The sequence below is a fragment of the Prochlorococcus sp. MIT 1306 genome, from assembly GCF_047304515.1.
GTDB classification, from domain to species: domain Bacteria; phylum Cyanobacteriota; class Cyanobacteriia; order PCC-6307; family Cyanobiaceae; genus Prochlorococcus; species Prochlorococcus marinus_D.
In genome coordinates, this window is sequence record NZ_CP138959.1 from 1,012,775 (window position 1) to 1,033,088 (window position 20,314).

The following is a 20,314-nucleotide window of genomic DNA, read 5'->3' on the forward strand; positions in this document are numbered from 1 at the left end:
AGGATCCAGAAGTGGTTTGATTGGATCATGAGGGCCCTTTACCCAGGCAGCTTTGACCCTTTAACACTGGGTCATCTGGATTTGATTGAGCGTGGCTGCGCACTCTTCGGCGAGGTTGTGGTAGCGGTTTTAAGCAACCCTGCCAAAACGCCAGCATTCACCTTGCAACAGAGGTTTAACCAGATTCATGTGGCTACAGCACATTGCAAGGGCGTAAGCGTGATCAGCTTTGATGGCCTCACAGTGAGATGTGCTCGTCACAACCAGGTTGATCTGATCCTGCGTGGTCTTCGTGCGATGAGTGATTTTGAGTATGAGCTCCAAATTGCTCATACAAACCGCTCCCTGGCTCCAGATTTTGAGACAATCTTCCTTGCGACTGCAGCTCATCACAGCTTTCTCAGTAGTTCTATGGTGAAGGAAGTCGCCCGTTTTGGTGGCAATATTGATCACATGGTGCCTGAGGTGGTGGCACAAGACCTCCACAGGTTATTTAATTGAGCTTTAAAACTAAAATTGTGATGAGCGAGCCTAGGTTCACCGTTCTCGAACAGCTCGACCAACTCGAAGAGATAGTTCTGGAAGGCAGCCGTATTCCCTTTAGTGGCTCTCGCCTAGTGAATGAACAGGAAGCGGTCGAAGTGCTTGATGCCGTTCGAGAGACCCTCCCTGGGCAAGTGAACCAGGCCGATCAGTTGCTCCAAAAACGTGATGATTTCATCACAACTGCTCGAAAACAAGCAGAAGAGATTGTTCAGCAGGCCAATCAACAGCGCGAGCAGTTGGTCAATGCAGCGTCCATTCGTCAAGAAGCGGAAAAACAGGTTGCCGAGCTTCGTGATCAGAGTCGCCAACAATGCGAACAGCTGCTACAAACAACTAGGCAGCAATCTGCTCAGCTGGAACATGAGATGCAGTCGAAACTTGCTCAACTTGAGCAGCAGTTCGCTAGCCGTCGACAGCAACTTGAGCAGGAGGCCCTGGAGCGTAGACAACAACTGGATCGTGAAGCCATTGATATCAAAAGGCAGCTGACCGAACAGCACGAACGCAACCGTCAACAAGCAATCCAAGAACTAGATCAGATCAGATCAGAGGGATCACGACTCCAGAAGGAAGCTCAGAACGAAGCTGAACGGCTACATAACGATGCTCTTCAGTTCAGGCAGCAAACTCACCAGCAATGTGAGTCACTTATTCAGCGCAGTCGTCGTGAAGCCGCTGGTGTCCAGGATGGTGCAAACCGTTATGCCGAACAGACCCTTGGAGAACTTGAGCATCGCCTCAAAGAAATCTCTCAAGTCATCATTGCTGGTCGCCAAGAGCTGGTGAAAATCCAAACCATCAGCAGTCATGAAAGTCGCGGTTCAACTGACCAACACACAGACAAGGCCGTGCCGATCAACCGGGGGCGTAGAGCTAATTCGAAGTTGAGAGCGATGAAGAACACGGGCTGAAGCGTTGGGTAGCCTTCAACAACAAGCCGATTGTTCTATTTGGTGAGCTGGCGCCATTAGCTATTGCACTCACGTAGCGTGGTCCATCTACTGTCTCAAGAATTCCTGAGATAGAACGCACTCCATTGAGAGTGCCTGTTTTTCCCCAGAATTTCCCTTCTAGGGAAGTACCTCTAAACAGTTTGCGCAACGTTCCACGCTGTCCTGCTATGGCCATTGAGGCTTGATAGTAGGGAGCAAGAGGGTGATGTCCCATACGCATCAACAAAGTCGCCAGAGTTTGGCTGCTCATTCGGTTGTTCCTTGAGAGCCCGCTGCCGTCGGCTATGCGTAGCCCTGTCAGAGGAAGATTTTGTCTTTGCATCCAGCGCATAGCCTCCCTGGAGGCAAGCCTCACATCCCAGCTTTCAGCGGCGTGTCGAAGCAGCACCTCTGCCGTGAAGTTATGGCTCTCCGCATTAGCAAGACTCACCAAGGCATGCATCGGTGCGGAATCTTCCTCATGAAGAAGAACGGACTGGGCAGAACTTGTCTTCACCTGGTCGTGGTTGACAAGGCTTAAATGAGCTTTGCCCCCCTGCCGATGTATTTCGCGCTCTAGCAAGCGTTGTAAACGACCAATTGGATTGGTCACAGCCACATCAAGGGCATTGCTTGTTAGTGCAAGACGGGTGATCGGTGCTCCATAGGCATAAATGCGGTCAGCTGGGTGCCAATCACTTGGCCACCAGCGTTGTTGAGGCTCCTCACGGATCAGTAACTGGAGATCGTCGTGTGAACGAAACGTGCGCGAACCACCCTGACCAAGAGCTGCCATCGCAAAGCGTTGTATCTCTGTGACACCTAGATCAGGATCACCTTCACCACTGATTTCAAGTACCCCATCAGGGCGTCGCAATAGTTGGGTGTGCAACTTGAAATCAGGGCCGAGCTTATCGAGCGCAAAGGCCGTTGTAATCAACTTCTGATTGGAGGCTGGAACTTTGGCAACAGTTCCGTTGATGTCTGCAAGGAGCTGACCGTGACGATCTACGACGCTCACGCTCCATGCCGATGAGCCCTGGCCGAGTAAGGATTTGAAACTCCTTTGCAAGGAAGGGCAGAGTCGCCCAGATTGAAGAGAAGGCCAGCCCTGGACGGCAACTGGAGGGGGTGGTGAAAGAACAGTTGGGGCTGCATTCACATTAGAACCGATCAGGATTCCCCCAGCTCCAAGAATTCGGATCAACAATTGAGAATGGGTTCTCTTAGTGATCTGGAAACTTGCAGGGATAATCTTCATTGAACACTGACACCACTCACGGTTCCGTTAATTCGATAGGTGGATCCCTCTAGCTCAACTGGTGTGCCAATTTTGAGTTTTGTTCCAGCTAACACAACTCCCGCCTTGGAGACTGTGCCGTCACCTTCAAGTATGAAGCGAGCATCAAGAATACTGTTGGCAGCCAAATTGGGATCTGTTGCGATGACGACAGAGCCGTCTGGCTGGACCGCCACGAGCTTGCTTCTGAGGTCTTCGATGCCCTTAAGTTTCAGTGAACCGGCAGGCTGATTGCGAATAACGATACTGGTGCTGCCCTGGGCCAAGGCCGCTTCGATCAGTGCATTGGGCTCAGCTGTAGGCACGTTGCGAACATCGACAGAAACCTGCACAGGCCTCATGAGGCCTGTCGCCCTGGCCAATGAATGACTTAACTTCGGACTCCACAACACACCCCCCAGAGCGATGAGTGCCACGATTGCGGCAATCCCATCAATAGGGGTGAATTGTTTCAAAAGGGTTGGGCGACTCATAAAAACTCTTCAGAGCTGCACCATACGGAGACCGATCCGATTGATCAAGTCAACCATTGGTCTCTCAAGCGATGCAAACAATGAACTGATTACTGTTGTCTGCCTGATGTCCGCTTGATGTACTAAGTGCTAACAAGAGCAGCGTCGATGGCTTCAGCATCTGGACGCTGGTCGAAGGTAGTGGTCTCTCGATATCCATCAACATCAGCACGAAACAAGATCCATTCGCCTGGGTGCGAACGCATCAACGCACCAGACTCCAATGGTTCAAGCCAATAGGCCTTACGCCATAAAGATAAAAATCCTCGTCTACGTTGTCTAGCAACGCCTCCAATTCCTACAGCACTATCTTCCAAACGGCCGTTCAGCATGACAACAGCACCTGAATGTTTGTTGCATAGGAGTTCAAACTGCTCGTAATCGCTGGGTTGTGGTGCAACAACTAAAAAGATACGATCATCATCTTTTCCATTCTTCTCAGCGAGTAAATCATTGATTGAAGAGATCTGATTAGCAAGTTCAGGAGCATTGTGTTTAGCCAGGGCTGCACCACCCATATCAGGCCAAACAAGAACAATCTCAAACCCATCTTTTTGCAGATTCTGCATCAGGCGTAGAGCCACGGGCATCAATTTCAAGCCCTCAAACTTCAAATTCACCTCCCATCGCCCCAGGGGTTGATCCTTTAAAGAGGTTTGTAGAGCCTCCAAAACCATGTTTTCGGCAGCGAGGAGGTCAGCGGGAAGAGTTTTTATCACAGGGTGGGATGGATGATTTAAGGATTAGAAGTAAGGCTCATTCTGGCGATGCTGCTGCAATCATGGCCTGCTCCAGAAGATCAGGGATCTGATCCAACTGTGTTTCGTCTAACCATGACCCCAGAGAGAAACGTAATCCTGACTGAAGCCACTCAGGTTTGATCTGCATGGCCTCCAGGACAGCACTGTTTTTTGGTTGCCCTGCCATACAGGCACTACCGCTACTTGTTGCCACGCCAAGTCGTGAAAGTTCTCGCACAACAGCTCTACCAGAGATGGGCTGGTCATCTCCTGATCCCACAAGCATAGATATATGGTGAGGCAAACGATTGATTGGATCGCCGGTGAAGTGAAGTCCGGGTAAGGTCTGCAGGTTGATTCTTAACGCGTCACGCATTCTTTGAACTTTGACCTGGTCGGCAAACTCAACATCAGCACACCCTGGCCTGGATAGCTTCAAGTGTTCGAGGGCCATCGCCATGCCTGCTACTAAGGCGACAGATTCTGTACCAGCCCGAAGCCCCTGTTCTTGGCCACCACCACCCTGTAAAGGTTGTAAAACCTCTATCAATTCAGGGCGTAATAGGAGCAAACCAATTCCCTTAGGCCCCTGAAACTTGTGTGCTGATGCGCTAAGTAAGTCTACCGGCAGATCAGCCCAATGCAGTAGTCCCTGACTAAGAACTTGAGTGGCATCAGTGTGAAAAACAATGCCCCTTTCCCTACAAGCTAAGCCAATCGTCTTAATCGGTTGAATGGTACCGACCTCACTTTGACCCCAGATAATTGAGACCAATCGTGTTGGCGGAGCAAGCATCTGATCTAGATCCTCAAGTTTGACGCGACCTAGAGGATCAACAGGCCAGTAACACACGTCCCAGCCCTCATGCTTGAGGACCTGAGCTGCTGCAAGAACAGCAGGATGTTCTACCGCTGAAATCACTAGACGGCCCGACTGCATGGAACGAGCCATGCCCAAAAGGCCTAAATGAATAGATTCTGTAGCTCCCGAGGTCAAGACCAGCTCTGTTGAGCTGGCCATTAGGCATGATGCGATCATCTGACGACTGCGTTCAAGTAATTCAGCAGCGATCAGGCCTGGGCCATGAAGACTCGAGGGGTTACCCCAGACACTCTCCTGAACTTCCAAGATGCGTTGAATCACCTCTGGTCGAGGCGGAGTCGTTGCACAAGCATCCAGATAAATTTCAGAAGGGCACGAACTAGATCTGACCATCCTTTCCTAGAACGATTTGAGTGTGATGCCCCAATGAATCAAAAGCAGGAGCGATCATGCTTTCTAACAAGGGATTAGTTAAACAATCATTCACCGTTTTAAGGGAATCAACCTCAGGGTTTTTATCTTATCCAAGATAGGAGTCTCTATTAATTCTAGAGCTTTTAATGTTTCCAGAATATTCGATGTCTTCAACGAATTTGATCTGATCATCTTGAGGTAAGACCTCAGGATGACTTGGCGTGAGAAGAGGTGTTAAAACCCCGTCAAAGACAGGTTCAGCGGGCCCCGTCATAAAAACAGAACCCCTACGCCCTGGCCAACTGATCTGTAACACACCTCCTGGTAAAAGAACCTCCGCATGGTCATCAGAAAGACCAAGCAAACAAGCTGCTACAAGAGATGCACAGGCTCCTGTACCACAAGCCAGGGTTGGTCCCGACCCACGTTCCCAAACCCGAATTTCAAGTTGATTCGTACTGTGTATTTTCAGGAAATGAACATTTGTTTTGGCTGGGAAGGTCTCATGTTTTTCAAGTCTTTGTCCCCATTTTTCAAATGGAATACTTTCAAGATCTTCAACAGGCACGATCACATGCGGATTACCCATTCCTACAGCTGCAACATTCAATGATGTACCACCCAAGTGGCACTCGCCCTGGGGCAATCCAGCAGAACCAATTGTCAGGGTGGTAGGTATCGATTCTGGGTCTAAGAATGGAGATCCCATATCTACGCAAATTTGTCCATCTTCCTGCAAGATTGGACAAATTATTCCTGCTAGGGTTTCTATGTTCCACAGCTGAGCACACAAATCTCCGTCGATATCAGCCAAGAAACGTGTTAAGCAACGGATTCCATTGCCACACATCTCGGCCAGGCTGCCATCAGCATTGAAAATTTGCATTCTCAGATCACCATCAGCCCTAGGTGGTAAAGCAAGAATCAGCCCATCAGCTCCAATCCCGAAGTGTCGATCACAGATTTTTCGTACCCAGGCTGGATCAGGATTGATCACTTGATTAGACAACTGACCCTCACGCCCATCAATCAGGACGAAGTCGTTGCCGAGACCCTGATATTTGCTGAACTGCAACATAACCAGCTTGTAACGATCCCAATCCTATGGAGCCCCCCCCTCTCAATCCCAGCCTTCCAGGGATTCGTCTGATTCAGGGTTGGGTGCGCGATGAGATCCCTCTCAGTCTTGAATTAGCTGATGGGCTCCGATTGGAAGGCCGCTTACTATGGCAGGACCCGGAATTCCTTGCCCTGGAACGGCCTGGATCGAGTCAACCTGTGCTGATTAACCGTCGGGCTGTACTGATAATTCGTCCACTGGGCTAACTCAACTCCCTAGCGTCATCTTGTTATGGCACGATCGAAAGTTGGTGAAACTTGTACGTGACGGAGTCTTTCCCCTCAACGTCTGCCTCCAGCCACTCCTCAGCTCGATATGACCCTATTGAGCTTGAAACGCGTTGGCAAAAGGAGTGGTTACGACAAGGATTAGATCGAACGCCAGTCGCTGAAACTAACCAGAAACGCTTTTACGCCCTGTCGATGTTTCCTTATCCATCAGGGAAACTGCACATGGGCCACGTACGCAATTACGTGATTACCGATGTGATTGCCAGGGTGCAGCGCATGCGCGGTGATGCGGTACTTCACCCAATGGGATGGGATGCCTTTGGCTTACCAGCTGAGAATGCAGCCATTGCCAGAAACGTGGATCCAGGTGATTGGACAGACCAAAATATTGCCCAAATGAGGGCCCAGCTTGATCGGCTGGGCTTGTCGATTGACTGGGACCGCCAACAGGCGACTTGCCATCAGGACTATTACCGCTGGACCCAGTGGTTGTTCCTTGAACTTTTTGCGGGTGGACTGGCTTATCAGAAGGAAGCGACAGTCAACTGGGACCCCATCGACAAAACTGTTCTGGCTAATGAACAGGTAGATGGCGAGGGTCGTTCATGGCGATCAGGCGCTCTTGTGGAACAGCGACAACTCAAGCAATGGTTCCTGCGAATCACCGACTATGCCGATGCGTTAATTGATGACCTTGATGAATTGACTGGCTGGCCCGAGCGTGTCCGCACGATGCAAGCCAATTGGATTGGTCGCTCTCATGGTGCTGAAATTAAGTTCAGAGTTGCTGGTCAGACCAACTCAATCATCACGGTCTTCACAACAAGGCCAGACACACTTCACGGTGCCAGCTATGTGGTTTTGGCACCTGAGCACCCCTTGGTTGAAGCCCTAACAAGTCCGCAACAACGTATTGCCGTTACTGCATTCTGTGACCTTATAAGCCAACTCAGCGTCAAAGATCGCACCGCTGAGGACCAACCAAAACGTGGGGTTCCGATAGGTGCACAGGTGATCAACCCAGTGAATGGTGAATCGCTACCAGTTTGGATTGCCGATTACGTATTGGCTGACTATGGCTCAGGAGCAGTCATGGGAGTACCCGCTCATGATGAGAGGGATTTCATCTTTGCTCGCAGCCACGAACTACCGATACGCATTGTGGTTCAGATGCCAGATTCAGACAAGCATCACAATGATGGAAAAGCCTGGACCGGAGCCGGAGTACTTGTAAATTCCGGAGCCTTTGATGGTCTCTCCACAGAGGAAGGGAAGGTTGCGATTACAACCCATGGTGCGTCTAAGGGTTGGGCTCAAAGCAAAGTGCAATACCGTTTGCGCGATTGGCTTATTTCGCGTCAGCGCTACTGGGGTTGCCCGATTCCAATCATTCACTGTGCAAGCTGTGGAATCGTTCCTGTTCCGCAAGAGGACCTCCCTGTAACCCTTCCTAGGGACATAGATCTTTCAGGAAAAGGAGGATCCCCCTTAGCTCAAGAACAGGATTGGGTTGAGGTGAAATGTCCTATTTGTGGTGAAAAGGCTCACAGGGAAACAGACACGATGGACACCTTTATGTGTTCTTCATGGTATTACCTACGTTTTGCTGATCCACTCAATAGTCAACGTCCATTTGACAAAGATATTGTTGATGAATGGTTGCCTGTTGATCAATATGTAGGTGGTATTGAACATGCAATCCTCCATCTCCTATATGCACGCTTTTTCACCAAAGCACTCCACGATAGAAACTTGATTGGCTTTAAAGAACCATTTAATAGATTGCTTACTCAAGGGATGGTTCAAGGGCTCACCTACCGCAATACTAAAAATGGCAGTTATATTTCTCCTGAACTTGTTAGTGATGAAGGTGATCCGAGGCACCCAGAGTCTGGAGATAAGCTAGAGATCCTGTTTGAAAAAATGTCTAAATCTAAATATAATGGCGTTGATCCTGCCGTTGTAATCGATCGATACGGTGCTGATACCGCTAGGATGTTCATTCTTTTTAAAGCGCCACCAGAGAAAGACCTGGAATGGGACGATGCAGATGTTGAAGGCCAATTTCGTTTTCTGCAACGACTTATTCGTCTCATTGATAGCTTTGTATGGCCTAAAACTGATGAGGATAATGCCTCCATTTCTTCCACAAACTTGACGATATCTTCAGCTGATCTCAGTGAAGAAGAGATCAATATGAGAAGAGCTACTCACATGGCGATAGAAGCAATAACTGAGGATTTAAGTGGAGACATTCAATTGAATACAGCTATCTCCGAACTCATGAAGCTATCCAACTCCTTGGGTGGAAAACTAGATAAGGTTCGTACTGAAGTGGCTGCAGAGGCTCTTTCAGTTTTAGTTCGATTAATGGCACCCTTTGCTCCTCACCTTGCAGAAGAATTCTGGATGAAGCTTCATGGGCAAGGAAGCATCCATCAACAATCCTGGCCTGTAATTGACCCAAGCGCACTTGTGCTCGAAACAATTGAGCTCGTCATTCAAGTCAAAGGTAAGGTACGTGGAACAATCCAGGTTCCTGCTAACGCAGACAAAACGGCATTAGAAGAATTGGCCTTAAAGAGTGACATCGCCGTTAAATGGTTAGAGGGTCAATCGCCTAGACGGGTCATCATTGTTCCAGGCAAGTTGGTGAACCTAGTGCCATAGAAACGATCAGCCTTTGCTGAAACGTAGTGAAGTCGGAATTCCCCAATCACCTTCTGCAACGTAACCACGCTTATTCGCAGTTAAATGCCTCATGATCCAAAAGATGGCTTCTTCTGACCCATCTCCAATCAGTTGATGGATCTCTCCAACTGAACGGTCGACTCCATCAGCAAGCAAGGCTTCGACTCGAGACTGCAAGTTAAGGATTGCAGCGGCTGCTTTTTTACCTGATTCCACTCCAGGCTGGTGATACGCATTAATATTGACAAGTTCACCATATAAACCAACTGCCCTCTCAAACAAAGCAACTAATGCGCCGAGTCGACGAGGATCAAATCGACGCATCGAAATACTGAGGCTCTGACGACCTCCCTGACTGAGCGCTGCGCGAGTGCCTTGCAGGAAGCCATCGAGAAAATCACCTGGATGCTCATTGTTGATCGCCGGTATGTTCTCAACATCCTCAAGCACCTCAATAAATGTGGCGAAGAAATTGTCAACACCATCGCGCAATTGCTGCACATAAGCATGTTGATCAGTTGAACCCTTGTTGCCATATACAGCAAGGCCTTGATGCACAACATTGCCATCCCGATCTAGACGCTTGCCTAGCGACTCCATTACCAGCTGTTGCAGGTAACGACTAAAGACCTCAAGGCGATCTCTATATGGAAGAACAACCATGTCACGACGTCCAAGCCCATCTCCTGCAACAAACCAAGCAGCGGCCATCAAAGCTGCTGGGTTGCTGTGCAGATCAGACACACGTGTGGCCTCATCCATTTGGGCAGCACCAGCAAGAAAATCGCGGGTGTCACAACCAATCAAAGCTGCCGGCAAAAGGCCAACAGCACTCGTGATGCTTGTTCTACCGCCAACCCAATCGAACATGTCAAAACGCTTAAGCCAGGATTCCTTCTGTGCAAGCTGATCTAACTGGCTATTGAGCATCGTCACGGCAACGGCCTGACCGGCCCAGCGACCTCCCATCTCTTCGAGACGTTGACGAGCCTGCTCCATGCCGAGGTGTGGTTCCGGAGTCGCGCCAGATTTGCTTACCGTGACAACCAAAGTCGTGCTCAGGGCATCTCCAAGATTGCCAAGAACGCGACTCATGCCATCAGGATCCACATTGTCGAAAAAATGGAATCGCAATCCCTGCTCTGCATTCTGAAGAGCACGAATCATTAATAAAGGTCCTAGGCCACTGCCTCCAATCCCGATCCAAAGCACATCGGTGAACTGTTTGCCATTGGGGGCTTTGATGAGGCCATTGACGACATTGCTGCCAAAGGTCTCAATCAGGTCAATTTCCTTGGCAATGTGATCACGGACCTCTTGATCAGGCGCCAGCTGCGGCTGCCGCAGCCAGTAGTGGCCAACCATCCGCTGTTCATCTGCATTAGCGATAGCTCCCTGTTCCAAAGCCTGCATGGCCTGGAAAGCCTGATCAAAGCGTGGACCTAGCCGCTCAAAATCTTCTGCATTGATATGCATTCGGCTAATGTCCAGCCAAATTCCAAGATCGTTGTGATACCAAAGCAAATTGTTAAAGCGCTGCCACTGAACATGGGCATCGCTGGCGCTGAAATCCGGGAAACTCATCAGCTGATGCACGTCGCTCACAGCTCGAAACTATCCACGATCAAAACGCTTGCCCATTTTCTCAGACACTCAGGCTAACCTCGCGCGATGATCAAGACTCTTTTCAGACTCCTACAACCGCTCAAAAGAGGTCTTCGACTAACCAACGTTGTAGTCCTGGCTTCGCTTTTCCTGGTTCTCATGACAGAGAATCATGGCCGGCATGCAAGCCACACACGGCAATCACCACCGCTCAATATTGCAACCGTTAATCACCTTGATCCAACTGATTTCACAGCAGAAGAGCTCAGATATCTTCAAAAGCGTTTCGGGGTCCATGGCCCTCAGACGCCTTTAGCTCAGTTGTTCACACGCGGAATTGATCACCTCCAGCCACTGCGAGCTCAGACAGTGAATCGACTGGATGGATTAAAACCTGTGATCGTGCGCGAATCCAAACGATACCGCGTCAACCCAATGCTGGTCACAGCGATCCTTTTTGATGAAATTCAACATTCAAAACCAGGCGAAGACATCCCTTTTGTGGCTCATTCAGGTCTATTGAAGACCCATGGGCCAGCCCAACTAGGCATCTCCGAACTCATCCATCAAAAACGTTTGCCTCAACATCCAACGGCAGAACAGATTTCAAGTGCACGTAATTTGCTTCTCAATCCAGAATCTAATATTGAGTTGCTTGCAGGAAAGATTGCGCGTCTAAAGGATGACTTAGGCTTATCTTCTAATGCCTTAATCCAAGCTAGTCACTGTTATAAACATGCCAAGGCGATCGCCACACTGGCTTATCTTCATAATGGGAAGCTTGACTATCCCGCAAGAATCCTTCGTTATATGCAAGACCCTGAACTACATGGTCTGATTTATTCCCAACGTTCTTCAGCCCAACTGCCCTTAATCTGAGGGACTGCTGTTTACACAAAGATAACCAATCGCTGCCAGTCTTTGCTGTAGATTTGACCAATCAAAACTACGGGGGTCTGATCGCTCACCTGCCAGATCAACATGCTGATGAGTAGTGATATTTTCTGGGGGAATATTGAAACGATCCATCCAGTCTGCCAAGACTAGAGCAAGAGAATCATATTGATTGTTGCTATAACCACTATGATTTAGATAGCCATTGCGACCATCCCATGGTGTCTCTAGGCTGACATGCAAAGCGAAGTTATTAACGGATCCCTTAAAGCGTGGATTTGTCACAACCCACTCACCAAGAAAAGCAGAGTTTCCTGCTCCATAAGCTCTATTAATAGGGTCTACAACATCAATGATTAGTCCATCCAGTGTAATTAATGTATGGTAGCTAACTTGATCTTCATCCTTCCGATGATAATCTTTAAATGTATAGAGTGCAGAATGATACGAATCCGTAGTCTCATGCAGAATCACGACACTAGGCGTTGGATCAATTCGACGGCCATAAAGATCCCAGCGATATCTCTTACCATAATTGGATGAATCAATGACTACATTATTACGCTCAGTTGCCAGTTGGTCTTTACGGCGGTTAAGAATTTTCTTAAGGCCTTGATCGATATCAGAACATTGCTTTGAAAGTGGCGATGACCATGATATTGCCCGCGGCGGTTTTTGTTGACTTGTTGATGGCATGTCTTTGGACTTTTGATTGTATTTTTCAGGGAATTGGCCCAGTCGTTCTAGATGACTTTGTAGACTTTGATTTAATTCTGGTTGATCATCACGAATGCTATGCTTTGTACACCAGATGAATATTGTCAAACCACTAAGAGTAAGTATGAGTATAACTAGGAATCGTTTAGTTTTGCTGCTCATAGACATAATTAGAGTGGTTAAATAATCTGAAACCATCGATCCCTTAGATTGCTTAACTCAGATGGTGCCTCAGAATCAATAATAATCTCCCAGTGATCAACTTGGGGCAAACCACTCGAAAGTTCAGTTTCACTAAGTCGTCCTCGTCTTGAATAGATTATCGATACAGGCTCTTCATTTGAGATAAGTTTGCATAAATCATCGACCTTACGCAATCGAAATCCGCCTACAGCAAGCAATTCATCTCCAACGACAAGACCTGCATGATGGGCGGGACTAGACAGAGAAACTCGTGACACCAAAACAAGACCCTCTCGTTCAACTAAGGTAAGCCCTGTTTCTCTTTTGTTTGAATATCTCTCTTCAAACCTTAGTCCAAGATCTTTAACTGTCGAAGTCAACGGGAGAGAGTCAGGTTGATCAAGCCATGCATCAACATCATTCGCAGTATTGGGATCGAACTTGGCGATAGCAGCTTTGATGTCTAACCTTGAATAGCCTCGATGACTACGACCAAACTTCCGCCAAAGGTCACGGAGTACTTGCGTTAATGACGAGTTTTGTTGACGTAGGCGAACATCCAGGCAAAAGGCCATCGCAGCACCAAGCTTGTAGTAGCTGACCTGTGTATCGGCACTGGCCGGTGTTGCTTTATATAATTTCACCCAGGCTTCACGTGAACTGTCAGCCAGGCTCTGTAATTGACGACCTGGATTGAGCAATAGAGGTGAAAACTCTAGAGATAAATCTTTTAGTAATGTTGAGCGATCGCTCAGCCCAGCAAGAAATGGTAGGGTGAGGTCCAGGTAGCTAGTGATTCCTTCAGCAAACCAAAGTCCATCACTTATCACAGCTTGAGAATAATCATAAGGTCGATATTCCCTGGGTCGAAGACGTCTCACATTCCATTGATGCAAATACTCATGCCCTATTAATTGTAGGAGCTTCCGATAGCCATCAGGTTCAGTTAATGCACGCCAGGAATAATGCAAAACTGCGCCATAATCATGCTCAAGACCGCCATAACCAGTTTCTAACATATGAATCACTAATTGGTAGAGATCTCCGGCTGGTGGAGGTTCATCCATTAGACAAGAAGTAGCTTTACAAACAGCGCTCACATCATTTACAAGGTTTGGCGGCCATCCCATAGGAGGATCGCCTATGCACAGAAGTTGATGAGAATTTTTTTTGACAACAAAGGGCTGAGAAACGAAACAGCCAGCATGAACAGGAGCATCGACAAGATGATCAAAATCCTTAGCCCAGAGTGTTTCCTCTCCAGCCAGAGGAACGTAGGCATTCCAACCCACTGGTAGGGCCAGGGTGAGGCAATGAGGAGTCCAACGCTGACCATCGATTTCCATCACAGCAGCCGCAAGACAAAGGGATGCAAACTCCGGATCTAAGTAGCAGGTGCGCACAGTGAGCTGTCGAGCCTCAATGACATAGCCAAGGGTGACAAGATCAAGAGTGTCGAGATCAGCCTTCCAACCACTTGGGCCGATCCGTTGCACTTGATAATCATTTGAGGCTTGAGAAAGGCTCAGACTGTGGAGATGCTGAACATGGTCTCTAATGGTGTATGAGCCGGGGGTCCATATCGGCAGAGACCAGCTCTGACGATGTGTTCTTGGCTTCCATTTCAGACTGACCTTAAAGGTCTGACTTGCCTTGTCACACAGATCAAGATGGACGTCAACAACCTCGACCACCTCACTCAACCTCAAAAACAAGCTCAGACGTTATGCAACAACTGTAATGGTCCTGGTAAAGGGTATCTTGACGGAAGATGTTCTGGTTCATGGCTTTGAGCCATCTGAAGGCTTGACTTTGTCTAAAAAAATCATGGATCGCAGAAGGGGGTCCAATTGGAGGCTGAATATAGGAATTAGGTTGTGAATTGGATGTGCTTAGAGCATGTAGCTGGTCTTCTCGAACGTCAACAAGATGAACAACTTAGATAAAAAGGAGAATTGTCTGACCAGCTCTGCTTCAAATCCTCGTCAGAACAGTTGCTATGAAAAGGATGCGAAGCGATCGCTGATCTGGCCACCCCCCCAGGCCAGCCCAAAATTCAACCCTCGCTTAAATCTTGGAGTGATGGCATCAGGGAATGGCAGCAATTTTGAAGCCCTGGTTAAAGCCATTCAAAATTCTCAACTTGATGCCCATATTTCCATATTGGTGGTTAATAACCCTAATTGTGAAGCACGTCGTCGAGCTCAACGACTAGGTGTGCCTTGTGTCATCCACAATCATCGTGAATTTAGTAGTCGAGAAGAACTGGATAAGGCCTTGGTAAAGACATTCACCAAGCATGCTGTAGAAGGCGTGGTGATGGCCGGCTGGATGCGAATCGTCACCCCAATCCTGATTGCTGCTTTCCCGAATCGCCTTATTAATATTCACCCATCTCTGCTACCTAGCTTTCGCGGTTTAGATGCGGTTGGGCAAGCACTAAAAGCGAGAGTTCCTATCAGTGGTTGTTCCGTTCACCTGGTTACACCTCAAGTAGATGACGGTCCGGTGCTTGCGCAAGCTGCAGTGCCAGTCTTGAGCTCAGACGACCATCAGAGCCTCAGCGAAAGGATCCAGCGCATGGAGCATCAACTGCTTCCACTATCTGTTGCTCTTGCAGGCCAGAATTGGAGAAACGAAGCTCAAAATTAAGGGTAGAAAGTTAGTAAAGTCATCCCTGTGCTTGGTGGCAATCCAGCCATCAGGTTTAGACATTGAACCCCTTGACCAGCTTGTCCTTTAATCAGGTTGTCGACAGCGCTCATCAAGACAAGCCGGCTGTTGCGGTTGTCGACCTGAACAGAAAGAACAGCTTTGTTGGAGTACTTCACCCACTTAGTCGCTGGATACGTTCCCACAGGAAGAACATCGATGCAGGGATGATGTCGATAGACCGCTTTAAGCACAGTTGTGCAGTCCTCAGCGGTCAATCCAGGATCTCTCAAGCGTCCATAAACCGTCGCTAGCAGTCCACGCACCATCGGTACGAGATGGGGTGTGAACTGAAGCTCAATCGGTTGTCCGGCAACCTCACTAGCAAGTTGTTCGATTTCTGATGTATGTCGATGCCCAACCACGCCATAAGGCATGATCGACTCCGAGGCCTCTGACAGAAGAAATTGTTCTTTAGCCACCCGCCCTCCACCAGAGGTGCCAGTCTTTGCATCGATAATCAAACCATCGTTTTCGATCAATCCCTGTTTTAGAAAAGGCAGTAAGGGCAACAGACTTGCGGTTGGGAAGCAGCCTGGTGCAGCTACAAGATTTGCAACTGCAATTTCAGGTCCCTTCCATTCAGGTAACCCATAAACAGCCTCTCTACAAAGCTGAACATCATCTCGATTGAGGTTTTGAGCTTCATGGACATAAACTTGTTTCCATTGTTCCAGTGAGCGATAGCGAAAGTCAGCAGAGAGGTCTACAACCCGAACATTGCGCTTCAGCAGTTCCGGTGCTAACTGGCAGGCAAGTCCATTGGGAAGGCTGAGGACTGCGTAATCGGCGTATTCAGCGATCTTGTCAGGATCGGGAGATTGAACTTCAGGATCATCAGGGATGGGTAAAAAAGGGCAAAGCTCACTCCATCGCCTGCCGGCACTTCGATCGCCGCCCAGGTAGGTGACATGGAGCTGAGGATGGTCCTCAAGCAATCTGATGGTTTGAAGACCGCCGTAGCCCGTAGCGCCGATAACCGCTACTCGTCTGCCTCGAACCTGAGAAATGTCAGAGGCTGGAGAGCGATGGGTACTTTCCATTGCCTTCATCGGACGCCGGCTGATCGTACTGGTGTCGATAATGAACCAAGTACGTTCATCCCTAAGGCCCTGAGGACTTCTCCTATACCCGCTGAATCGGTCGATATCCGCTTCGACGACATTTCTGACGCACTTGCCGCGATCCGAAACGGTGAATGCGTTGTGGTTGTTGATGATGAGCGCAGAGAAAACGAGGGCGACCTGATTTGTGCTGCTCAGTTCGCTACGCCTGAGCAAATCAATTTCATGGCCACAGAGGCTCGTGGTCTGATCTGCCTTGCTATGCAAGGCAGTCGCCTAGATCAACTCGACCTGCCGCTGATGGTTGATCGCAACACAGATGCCAACCAAACGGCTTTTACCGTTAGCATCGATGCAGGCCCTGAGAAAGGGGTTTCTACTGGTATTTCAGCAGAGGATCGAGCGCGCACGATTCAAGTTGCACTGCATCCGGAGACTCGTCCAAGAGACCTGCGCCGCCCAGGACATATTTTCCCCCTTAGAGCGAGTCAAGGAGGTGTTCTCAAAAGGGCTGGACATACCGAATCCGCCGTGGATTTGTCACAGCTGGCAGGACTTGCTCCAGCTGGCGTGATCTGCGAGATCCAAAACTCAGACGGGTCAATGGCAAGACTGCCGGAGTTGCAAAACTATGCGCGGCGTTGGGGACTCAAGCTCATCAACATTGCCGATCTCATTCGTTACCGTCTTGAGAACGAACGCTTTGTATACCGTCAAGCCACTGCCGAGTTACCAAGTCTCTTTGGCAGTTTTCAGGCAATCGGCTATTTAAATGGTTTGGATGGTTCAGAGCACATTGCTCTAGTCAAGGGCGATCCACGAGAACTGAAAGAACCAGTTTTAGTGCGCATGCACTCCGAATGTCTTACGGGAGATGCTTTTGGATCACTGCGCTGCGATTGTCGCCCCCAACTTGAAGCAGCGTTGGCTCGCATTGAACAGGAAGGTGAAGGCGTGGTTGTTTATCTCCGCCAGGAAGGTCGCGGCATTGGTCTAATTAACAAATTAAAGGCCTACAGCCTTCAGGATGGTGGTCTAGACACTGTTGAAGCCAATGAAAGTTTGGGTTTCCCTGCAGATCTGCGTAACTACGGGGTTGGTGCTCAAATTCTCACTGACCTTGGCATTCACCGTTTACGCCTACTTACAAACAACCCACGCAAAATTGCTGGACTGGGTGGATATGGCTTACAAGTCGAAAGTCGTGTCCCCCTGGTGATCTGTCCTGGAGATCACAACGCCGCTTATTTAGCTGTAAAGCGGGAAAAACTTGGACACTTGATGGATACTGGGAAATCAGAGAATCAAGCTCCAGAAGTTGGACCTTTTGTTGTAGTTGCCTGGGACGGTGAGGTGAATGGAGAGACGCTGGCTAAACTGAGGACTCGTGCAAATGATTGGGCCTCAAGCAATGAACTTGAGCTCATAGCAGAAAGCTCACCCCGTTTACTTGCTCTATGGGATCGCCCCCTATTTGTATGGCGTGTATGTCCACGAGTCAAAACCTCTTCTGAGGTTTCATCAGATCCACTTGAAAAAGCATCGCTGGAGTTACTGCTTCAAGAATTGATTCAATGGTCAGGGAGCCGTCGAATTGGCCTTCTGCGTACTGACCGCGCTGAGCAAGCAATGCATCCTCCTCAGGATCTAAAGAGAGAAGAGCGGTCGTTGGCATCACTATTTAAAGATGATTTTTCCCCACTAAAAGATTGGGATGCCTGGAGCCTTCCCAATCTGATCCTTTGGTCGTGAAAGAGTCCAACTATATATTTTCAATCCTCTTGAATGGTTACTTTATTGATCCTAGAGCCGTTCTTTAAGGCTAAGACCACATCAATGTTGGCAGCCTGACCGAAAACGGTATGCACACCATCGAGATGTGGCTGAGCATCATGGACAAGAAAGAATTGACTTCCACCAGTGTTCTTTCCTGCATGAGCCATAGAAAGAGAACCGGCAAGATGCTTTTTGCTATTTATTTCACAATTAATCGTATAGCCAGGTCCACCGGTTCCAGGCATCCCCTTTGCTCCCTCACGTGTATTTGGGCAGCCACCTTGAGCCATGAAACCATCGATCACACGATGGAAAGACAGACCATCATAAAAACCCTCTTTAACCAGCTTTGTGAAATTGGCCACCGTGTTGGGAGCATCATCATCAAAGAGGTCTAACTCAATCAAACCAGCATCAGTGTCCATCAGGGCCTTGCTCACAGTTGGATGCTCAAAAAATAAGTCTAGTCAGTGATGCCAACTTTCGCGACATCTCAAGAAACATTAATTAAATCAAAGCAATAGAATCAATTGAAATATTGACAGCCTTTAACAAGGCATGGAACGATTCATGGGCAGACTATCTAAGCAATTTAAGGATATTCCATGCGCTTCAAATCTGTTATTACTAGCGTTAACATACCGAGAAGAATGAACTTATCATCTTCCTTTTAGCAAAGAAACAATTAAAATCAAGAAAGGCAATTACCACAACTCGCCAAAGCTGTTCGCAATTGATTGTTTTGCTCTATCAGCAGTTTCTGGGCCGCCTCAGCATCGAAACCGCAAGTATGCATCAGCAGAGCCACTTTTACAGAGCCATCGCTTGCTTGAAGCAACTCAGTTCCACGATCTCGATCAACATCAGCTAAATCATGCAGGATTCGCAAGGCACGATCCATCAGCTTGATGTTGGTAGCAGCAACATCAACCATGCGATTACCAAAGACTTTGCCAAGACGAACCATTGCACAGGTTGAAAGAATATTTAGAGCCATCTTTGTTGCGGTACCGGCCTTCAAGCGCGTGGAACCTGTAAGTAATTCAGGGCCAGTCAAAAGACGAATATCGATGCTGCATGGCAACTCAGCTTGTTCTATAGGCACACATGAAATTGCAATCGCCAAAGCATTGATTTTCTTTGCGTAGGCAAGTCCTCCTTTGACATAAGGAGTCGTTCCCCCGGCCGCAATACCGACAAGGCAATCAGCAGAGCTAAAGCCACGCTCCTGAAGATCCTTTTGCCCTGCCTGTTCAATGTCTTCAAGTCCCTCGGAACTTTTCAGCAAAGCTGCGCTCCCACCAGCAAGAACACCCTGAACAAGATCAGGGTCGCTGCAAAAGGTTGGTGGGCACTCTGCGGCGTCAAGAACTCCTAGTCGCCCTGAGGTGCCAGCACCCAAATAAAAAAGGCGGCCTCCGCTTCGAAGCCGTTCCGTAATTGCTTCAACTGCCTGAATAAGTTCGGGTATAGCCGCTGCGACGGCACGCTGTGGCTCTCGGTCCTCTTCGCAGAAGAGTGTCACTAAGGACTCTGTGCTTAGTTGATCCAAGCATTCACTTTTGGGATTGACCTGTTCAGTCAACAGATGCCCTCGATCATCTGAAGGGTGCAAATTGAGATCTTCAAATAAATTGGTCATGGTTAAATCAACCCTTCAAGCCGCTTGCGAATCTCTTCAAGATCTGTTGATTCAACTTGCTGATCCAATCCATTGCTGTCTGCAACGGAACGATCCTCATCCTGCCAGTGACTCACATCTCGATTTGATTCTGGTGGAGCAAATAAAAGACGCTCCTCATCAGTTTTTGGCATAAAGCCAACCTCCACAAAACGAGCTTCATATCCGGCCTGGCGGCAGAAATCTTCAATCTCATCACGGCCAATCTCTCCAACAGTCGGCAAAGGAAAGTCTTGAGCTTCAAGAAGACCGGCATAACGCTCGGCATCATCAGCGTTTTCGAACATCAGCACAGCTGTCTTACCAGCAAGTTCGAGGGAATGAATACCCTCGTTATCTTTACCGGCGTCATAGAGAAGGACAAACACGCGCAT

At 48.5% G+C, this 20,314-nt stretch carries 19 protein-coding genes; 7 read left to right on the forward strand and 12 right to left on the reverse strand.

Annotated features, from left to right (window positions below):
- Positions 1-27: 27 nt before the first annotated feature.
- Together coaD and SIB74_RS05180 are read left to right on the forward strand one after the other, a co-directional pair.
- Complete coding sequence (gene coaD / locus SIB74_RS05175; RefSeq protein WP_011826135.1) at positions 28-501, forward strand: pantetheine-phosphate adenylyltransferase; 474 nt, start codon at positions 28-30, stop codon at positions 499-501.
- Positions 502-521: 20 nt separating this feature from the next.
- Complete coding sequence (locus SIB74_RS05180; RefSeq protein ID WP_063396021.1) at positions 522-1,457, forward strand: hypothetical protein; 936 nt, start codon at positions 522-524, stop codon at positions 1,455-1,457.
- On the opposite strand, the gene SIB74_RS05185 is transcribed toward SIB74_RS05180, so the two are convergent.
- The 5 genes from SIB74_RS05185 to dapF form a co-directional block, all read right to left on the reverse strand.
- Entirely contained in the window at positions 1,420-2,739 is a 1,320-nt protein-coding gene (locus tag SIB74_RS05185; protein ID WP_063395894.1) for a D-alanyl-D-alanine carboxypeptidase/D-alanyl-D-alanine-endopeptidase, read from the reverse strand. The two genes, SIB74_RS05180 and SIB74_RS05185, sit on opposite strands and share 38 nt — an antisense overlap.
- A complete protein-coding gene (locus tag SIB74_RS05190; RefSeq protein WP_063395893.1) occupies positions 2,736-3,251 on the reverse strand; it encodes a DUF4330 domain-containing protein in 516 nt (171 codons plus the stop codon). Before SIB74_RS05190 ends, SIB74_RS05185 begins: the two co-directional genes overlap by 4 nt.
- Before the next feature lie 122 nt (positions 3,252-3,373).
- Complete coding sequence (locus tag SIB74_RS05195) at positions 3,374-4,009, reverse strand: DUF1995 family protein (RefSeq protein ID WP_074159133.1); 636 nt, start codon at positions 4,007-4,009, stop codon at positions 3,374-3,376.
- A gap of 37 nt (positions 4,010-4,046) precedes the next feature.
- Positions 4,047-5,246 (reverse strand): cysteine desulfurase family protein, encoded by a 1,200-nt coding sequence (locus tag SIB74_RS05200; RefSeq protein ID WP_063395892.1) that lies wholly within the window; start codon positions 5,244-5,246, stop codon positions 4,047-4,049.
- A gap of 127 nt (positions 5,247-5,373) precedes the next feature.
- Complete coding sequence (gene dapF, locus SIB74_RS05205) at positions 5,374-6,345, reverse strand: diaminopimelate epimerase (protein WP_082818474.1); 972 nt, start codon at positions 6,343-6,345, stop codon at positions 5,374-5,376.
- Positions 6,346-6,371: 26 nt separating this feature from the next.
- Between dapF and SIB74_RS05210 the strand changes: the two genes are divergently transcribed.
- Positions 6,372-6,593, forward strand: a complete 222-nt coding sequence (locus SIB74_RS05210) for an Hfq-related RNA-binding protein (protein WP_063395891.1) — start codon at positions 6,372-6,374, stop codon at positions 6,591-6,593.
- 57 nt (positions 6,594-6,650) lie between these two features.
- On the forward strand, positions 6,651-9,287 hold the full coding sequence (leuS, locus tag SIB74_RS05215; protein ID WP_063395890.1) for a leucine--tRNA ligase: 2,637 nt from the start codon (positions 6,651-6,653) through the stop codon (positions 9,285-9,287).
- A gap of 6 nt (positions 9,288-9,293) precedes the next feature.
- Here leuS and SIB74_RS05220 read toward each other — a convergent pair whose 3' ends face one another.
- Positions 9,294-10,892, reverse strand: a complete 1,599-nt coding sequence (locus tag SIB74_RS05220; protein WP_063396019.1) for a glucose-6-phosphate isomerase — start codon at positions 10,890-10,892, stop codon at positions 9,294-9,296.
- Between the two features lie 87 nt (positions 10,893-10,979).
- Between SIB74_RS05220 and SIB74_RS05225 the strand changes: the two genes are divergently transcribed.
- Complete coding sequence (locus SIB74_RS05225; protein WP_063395889.1) at positions 10,980-11,792, forward strand: hypothetical protein; 813 nt, start codon at positions 10,980-10,982, stop codon at positions 11,790-11,792.
- Here SIB74_RS05225 and SIB74_RS05230 read toward each other — a convergent pair.
- Positions 11,784-12,722, reverse strand: a complete 939-nt coding sequence (locus SIB74_RS05230) for an N-acetylmuramoyl-L-alanine amidase (RefSeq protein WP_063395888.1) — start codon at positions 12,720-12,722, stop codon at positions 11,784-11,786. The two genes, SIB74_RS05225 and SIB74_RS05230, sit on opposite strands and share 9 nt — an antisense overlap.
- A complete protein-coding gene (locus tag SIB74_RS05235; protein WP_063396018.1) occupies positions 12,704-14,401 on the reverse strand; it encodes a PDZ domain-containing protein in 1,698 nt (565 codons plus the stop codon). Before SIB74_RS05235 ends, SIB74_RS05230 begins: the two co-directional genes overlap by 19 nt.
- 235 nt (positions 14,402-14,636) lie before the next feature.
- Here SIB74_RS05235 and purN point away from each other — a divergent pair, with 235 nt between their 5' ends.
- Positions 14,637-15,359, forward strand: a complete 723-nt coding sequence (purN, locus tag SIB74_RS05240; RefSeq protein WP_063395887.1) for a phosphoribosylglycinamide formyltransferase — start codon at positions 14,637-14,639, stop codon at positions 15,357-15,359.
- Here the strand turns inward: purN and argC are convergent.
- Positions 15,356-16,471 (reverse strand): N-acetyl-gamma-glutamyl-phosphate reductase, encoded by a 1,116-nt coding sequence (gene argC, locus SIB74_RS05245; RefSeq protein ID WP_063396016.1) that lies wholly within the window; start codon positions 16,469-16,471, stop codon positions 15,356-15,358. The two genes, purN and argC, sit on opposite strands and share 4 nt — an antisense overlap.
- Between argC and ribBA the strand changes: the two genes are divergently transcribed.
- Positions 16,448-18,235: a bifunctional 3,4-dihydroxy-2-butanone-4-phosphate synthase/GTP cyclohydrolase II gene (gene ribBA, locus SIB74_RS05250; RefSeq protein WP_369818020.1), complete on the forward strand. Its 1,788-nt coding sequence runs from the start codon at positions 16,448-16,450 to the stop codon at positions 18,233-18,235. The genes argC and ribBA overlap by 24 nt on opposite strands.
- A gap of 20 nt (positions 18,236-18,255) precedes the next feature.
- On the opposite strand, the gene SIB74_RS05255 is transcribed toward ribBA, so the two are convergent.
- The 3 genes from SIB74_RS05255 to SIB74_RS05265 all read right to left on the reverse strand — a co-directional run bounded on the left by SIB74_RS05255 (position 18,256) and on the right by SIB74_RS05265 (position 20,314).
- Positions 18,256-18,684, reverse strand: coding sequence for a peptidylprolyl isomerase (locus SIB74_RS05255; protein ID WP_063396015.1), 429 nt, complete (start codon positions 18,682-18,684; stop codon positions 18,256-18,258).
- Positions 18,685-18,950: 266 nt separating this feature from the next.
- Complete coding sequence (gene murQ, locus SIB74_RS05260; RefSeq protein ID WP_063395886.1) at positions 18,951-19,901, reverse strand: N-acetylmuramic acid 6-phosphate etherase; 951 nt, start codon at positions 19,899-19,901, stop codon at positions 18,951-18,953.
- A 2-nt stretch (positions 19,902-19,903) separates the two neighbouring features.
- On the reverse strand, positions 19,904-20,314 hold the full coding sequence (locus tag SIB74_RS05265; protein WP_063395885.1) for a DUF3110 domain-containing protein: 411 nt from the start codon (positions 20,312-20,314) through the stop codon (positions 19,904-19,906).

What these genes read in the sequence shown, in the direction of transcription:
- coaD (WP_011826135.1), top strand. Translation starts at nt 28, where the DNA reads ATGAGGGCCCTTTACCCAGGCAGCTTTGACCCTTTAACACTGGGTCAT.
- SIB74_RS05180 (WP_063396021.1), top strand. Translation starts at nt 522, where the DNA reads ATGAGCGAGCCTAGGTTCACCGTTCTCGAACAGCTCGACCAACTCGAA.
- SIB74_RS05185 (WP_063395894.1), bottom strand. Translation starts at nt 2,739, where the DNA reads ATGAAGATTATCCCTGCAAGTTTCCAGATCACTAAGAGAACCCATTCT.
- SIB74_RS05190 (WP_063395893.1), bottom strand. Translation starts at nt 3,251, where the DNA reads ATGAGTCGCCCAACCCTTTTGAAACAATTCACCCCTATTGATGGGATT.
- SIB74_RS05200 (WP_063395892.1), bottom strand. Translation starts at nt 5,246, where the DNA reads ATGGTCAGATCTAGTTCGTGCCCTTCTGAAATTTATCTGGATGCTTGT.
- dapF (WP_082818474.1), bottom strand. Translation starts at nt 6,345, where the DNA reads ATGTTGCAGTTCAGCAAATATCAGGGTCTCGGCAACGACTTCGTCCTG.
- SIB74_RS05210 (WP_063395891.1), top strand. Translation starts at nt 6,372, where the DNA reads ATGGAGCCCCCCCCTCTCAATCCCAGCCTTCCAGGGATTCGTCTGATT.
- SIB74_RS05220 (WP_063396019.1), bottom strand. Translation starts at nt 10,892, where the DNA reads ATGAGTTTCCCGGATTTCAGCGCCAGCGATGCCCATGTTCAGTGGCAG.
- SIB74_RS05225 (WP_063395889.1), top strand. Translation starts at nt 10,980, where the DNA reads ATGATCAAGACTCTTTTCAGACTCCTACAACCGCTCAAAAGAGGTCTT.
- SIB74_RS05230 (WP_063395888.1), bottom strand. Translation starts at nt 12,722, where the DNA reads ATGGTTTCAGATTATTTAACCACTCTAATTATGTCTATGAGCAGCAAA.
- purN (WP_063395887.1), top strand. Translation starts at nt 14,637, where the DNA reads ATGAACAACTTAGATAAAAAGGAGAATTGTCTGACCAGCTCTGCTTCA.
- ribBA (WP_369818020.1), top strand. Translation starts at nt 16,448, where the DNA reads ATGGGTACTTTCCATTGCCTTCATCGGACGCCGGCTGATCGTACTGGT.
- argC (WP_063396016.1), bottom strand. Translation starts at nt 16,471, where the DNA reads ATGAAGGCAATGGAAAGTACCCATCGCTCTCCAGCCTCTGACATTTCT.
- SIB74_RS05255 (WP_063396015.1), bottom strand. Translation starts at nt 18,684, where the DNA reads ATGGACACTGATGCTGGTTTGATTGAGTTAGACCTCTTTGATGATGAT.
- murQ (WP_063395886.1), bottom strand. Translation starts at nt 19,901, where the DNA reads ATGACCAATTTATTTGAAGATCTCAATTTGCACCCTTCAGATGATCGA.
- SIB74_RS05265 (WP_063395885.1), bottom strand. Translation starts at nt 20,314, where the DNA reads ATGCGCGTGTTTGTCCTTCTCTATGACGCCGGTAAAGATAACGAGGGT.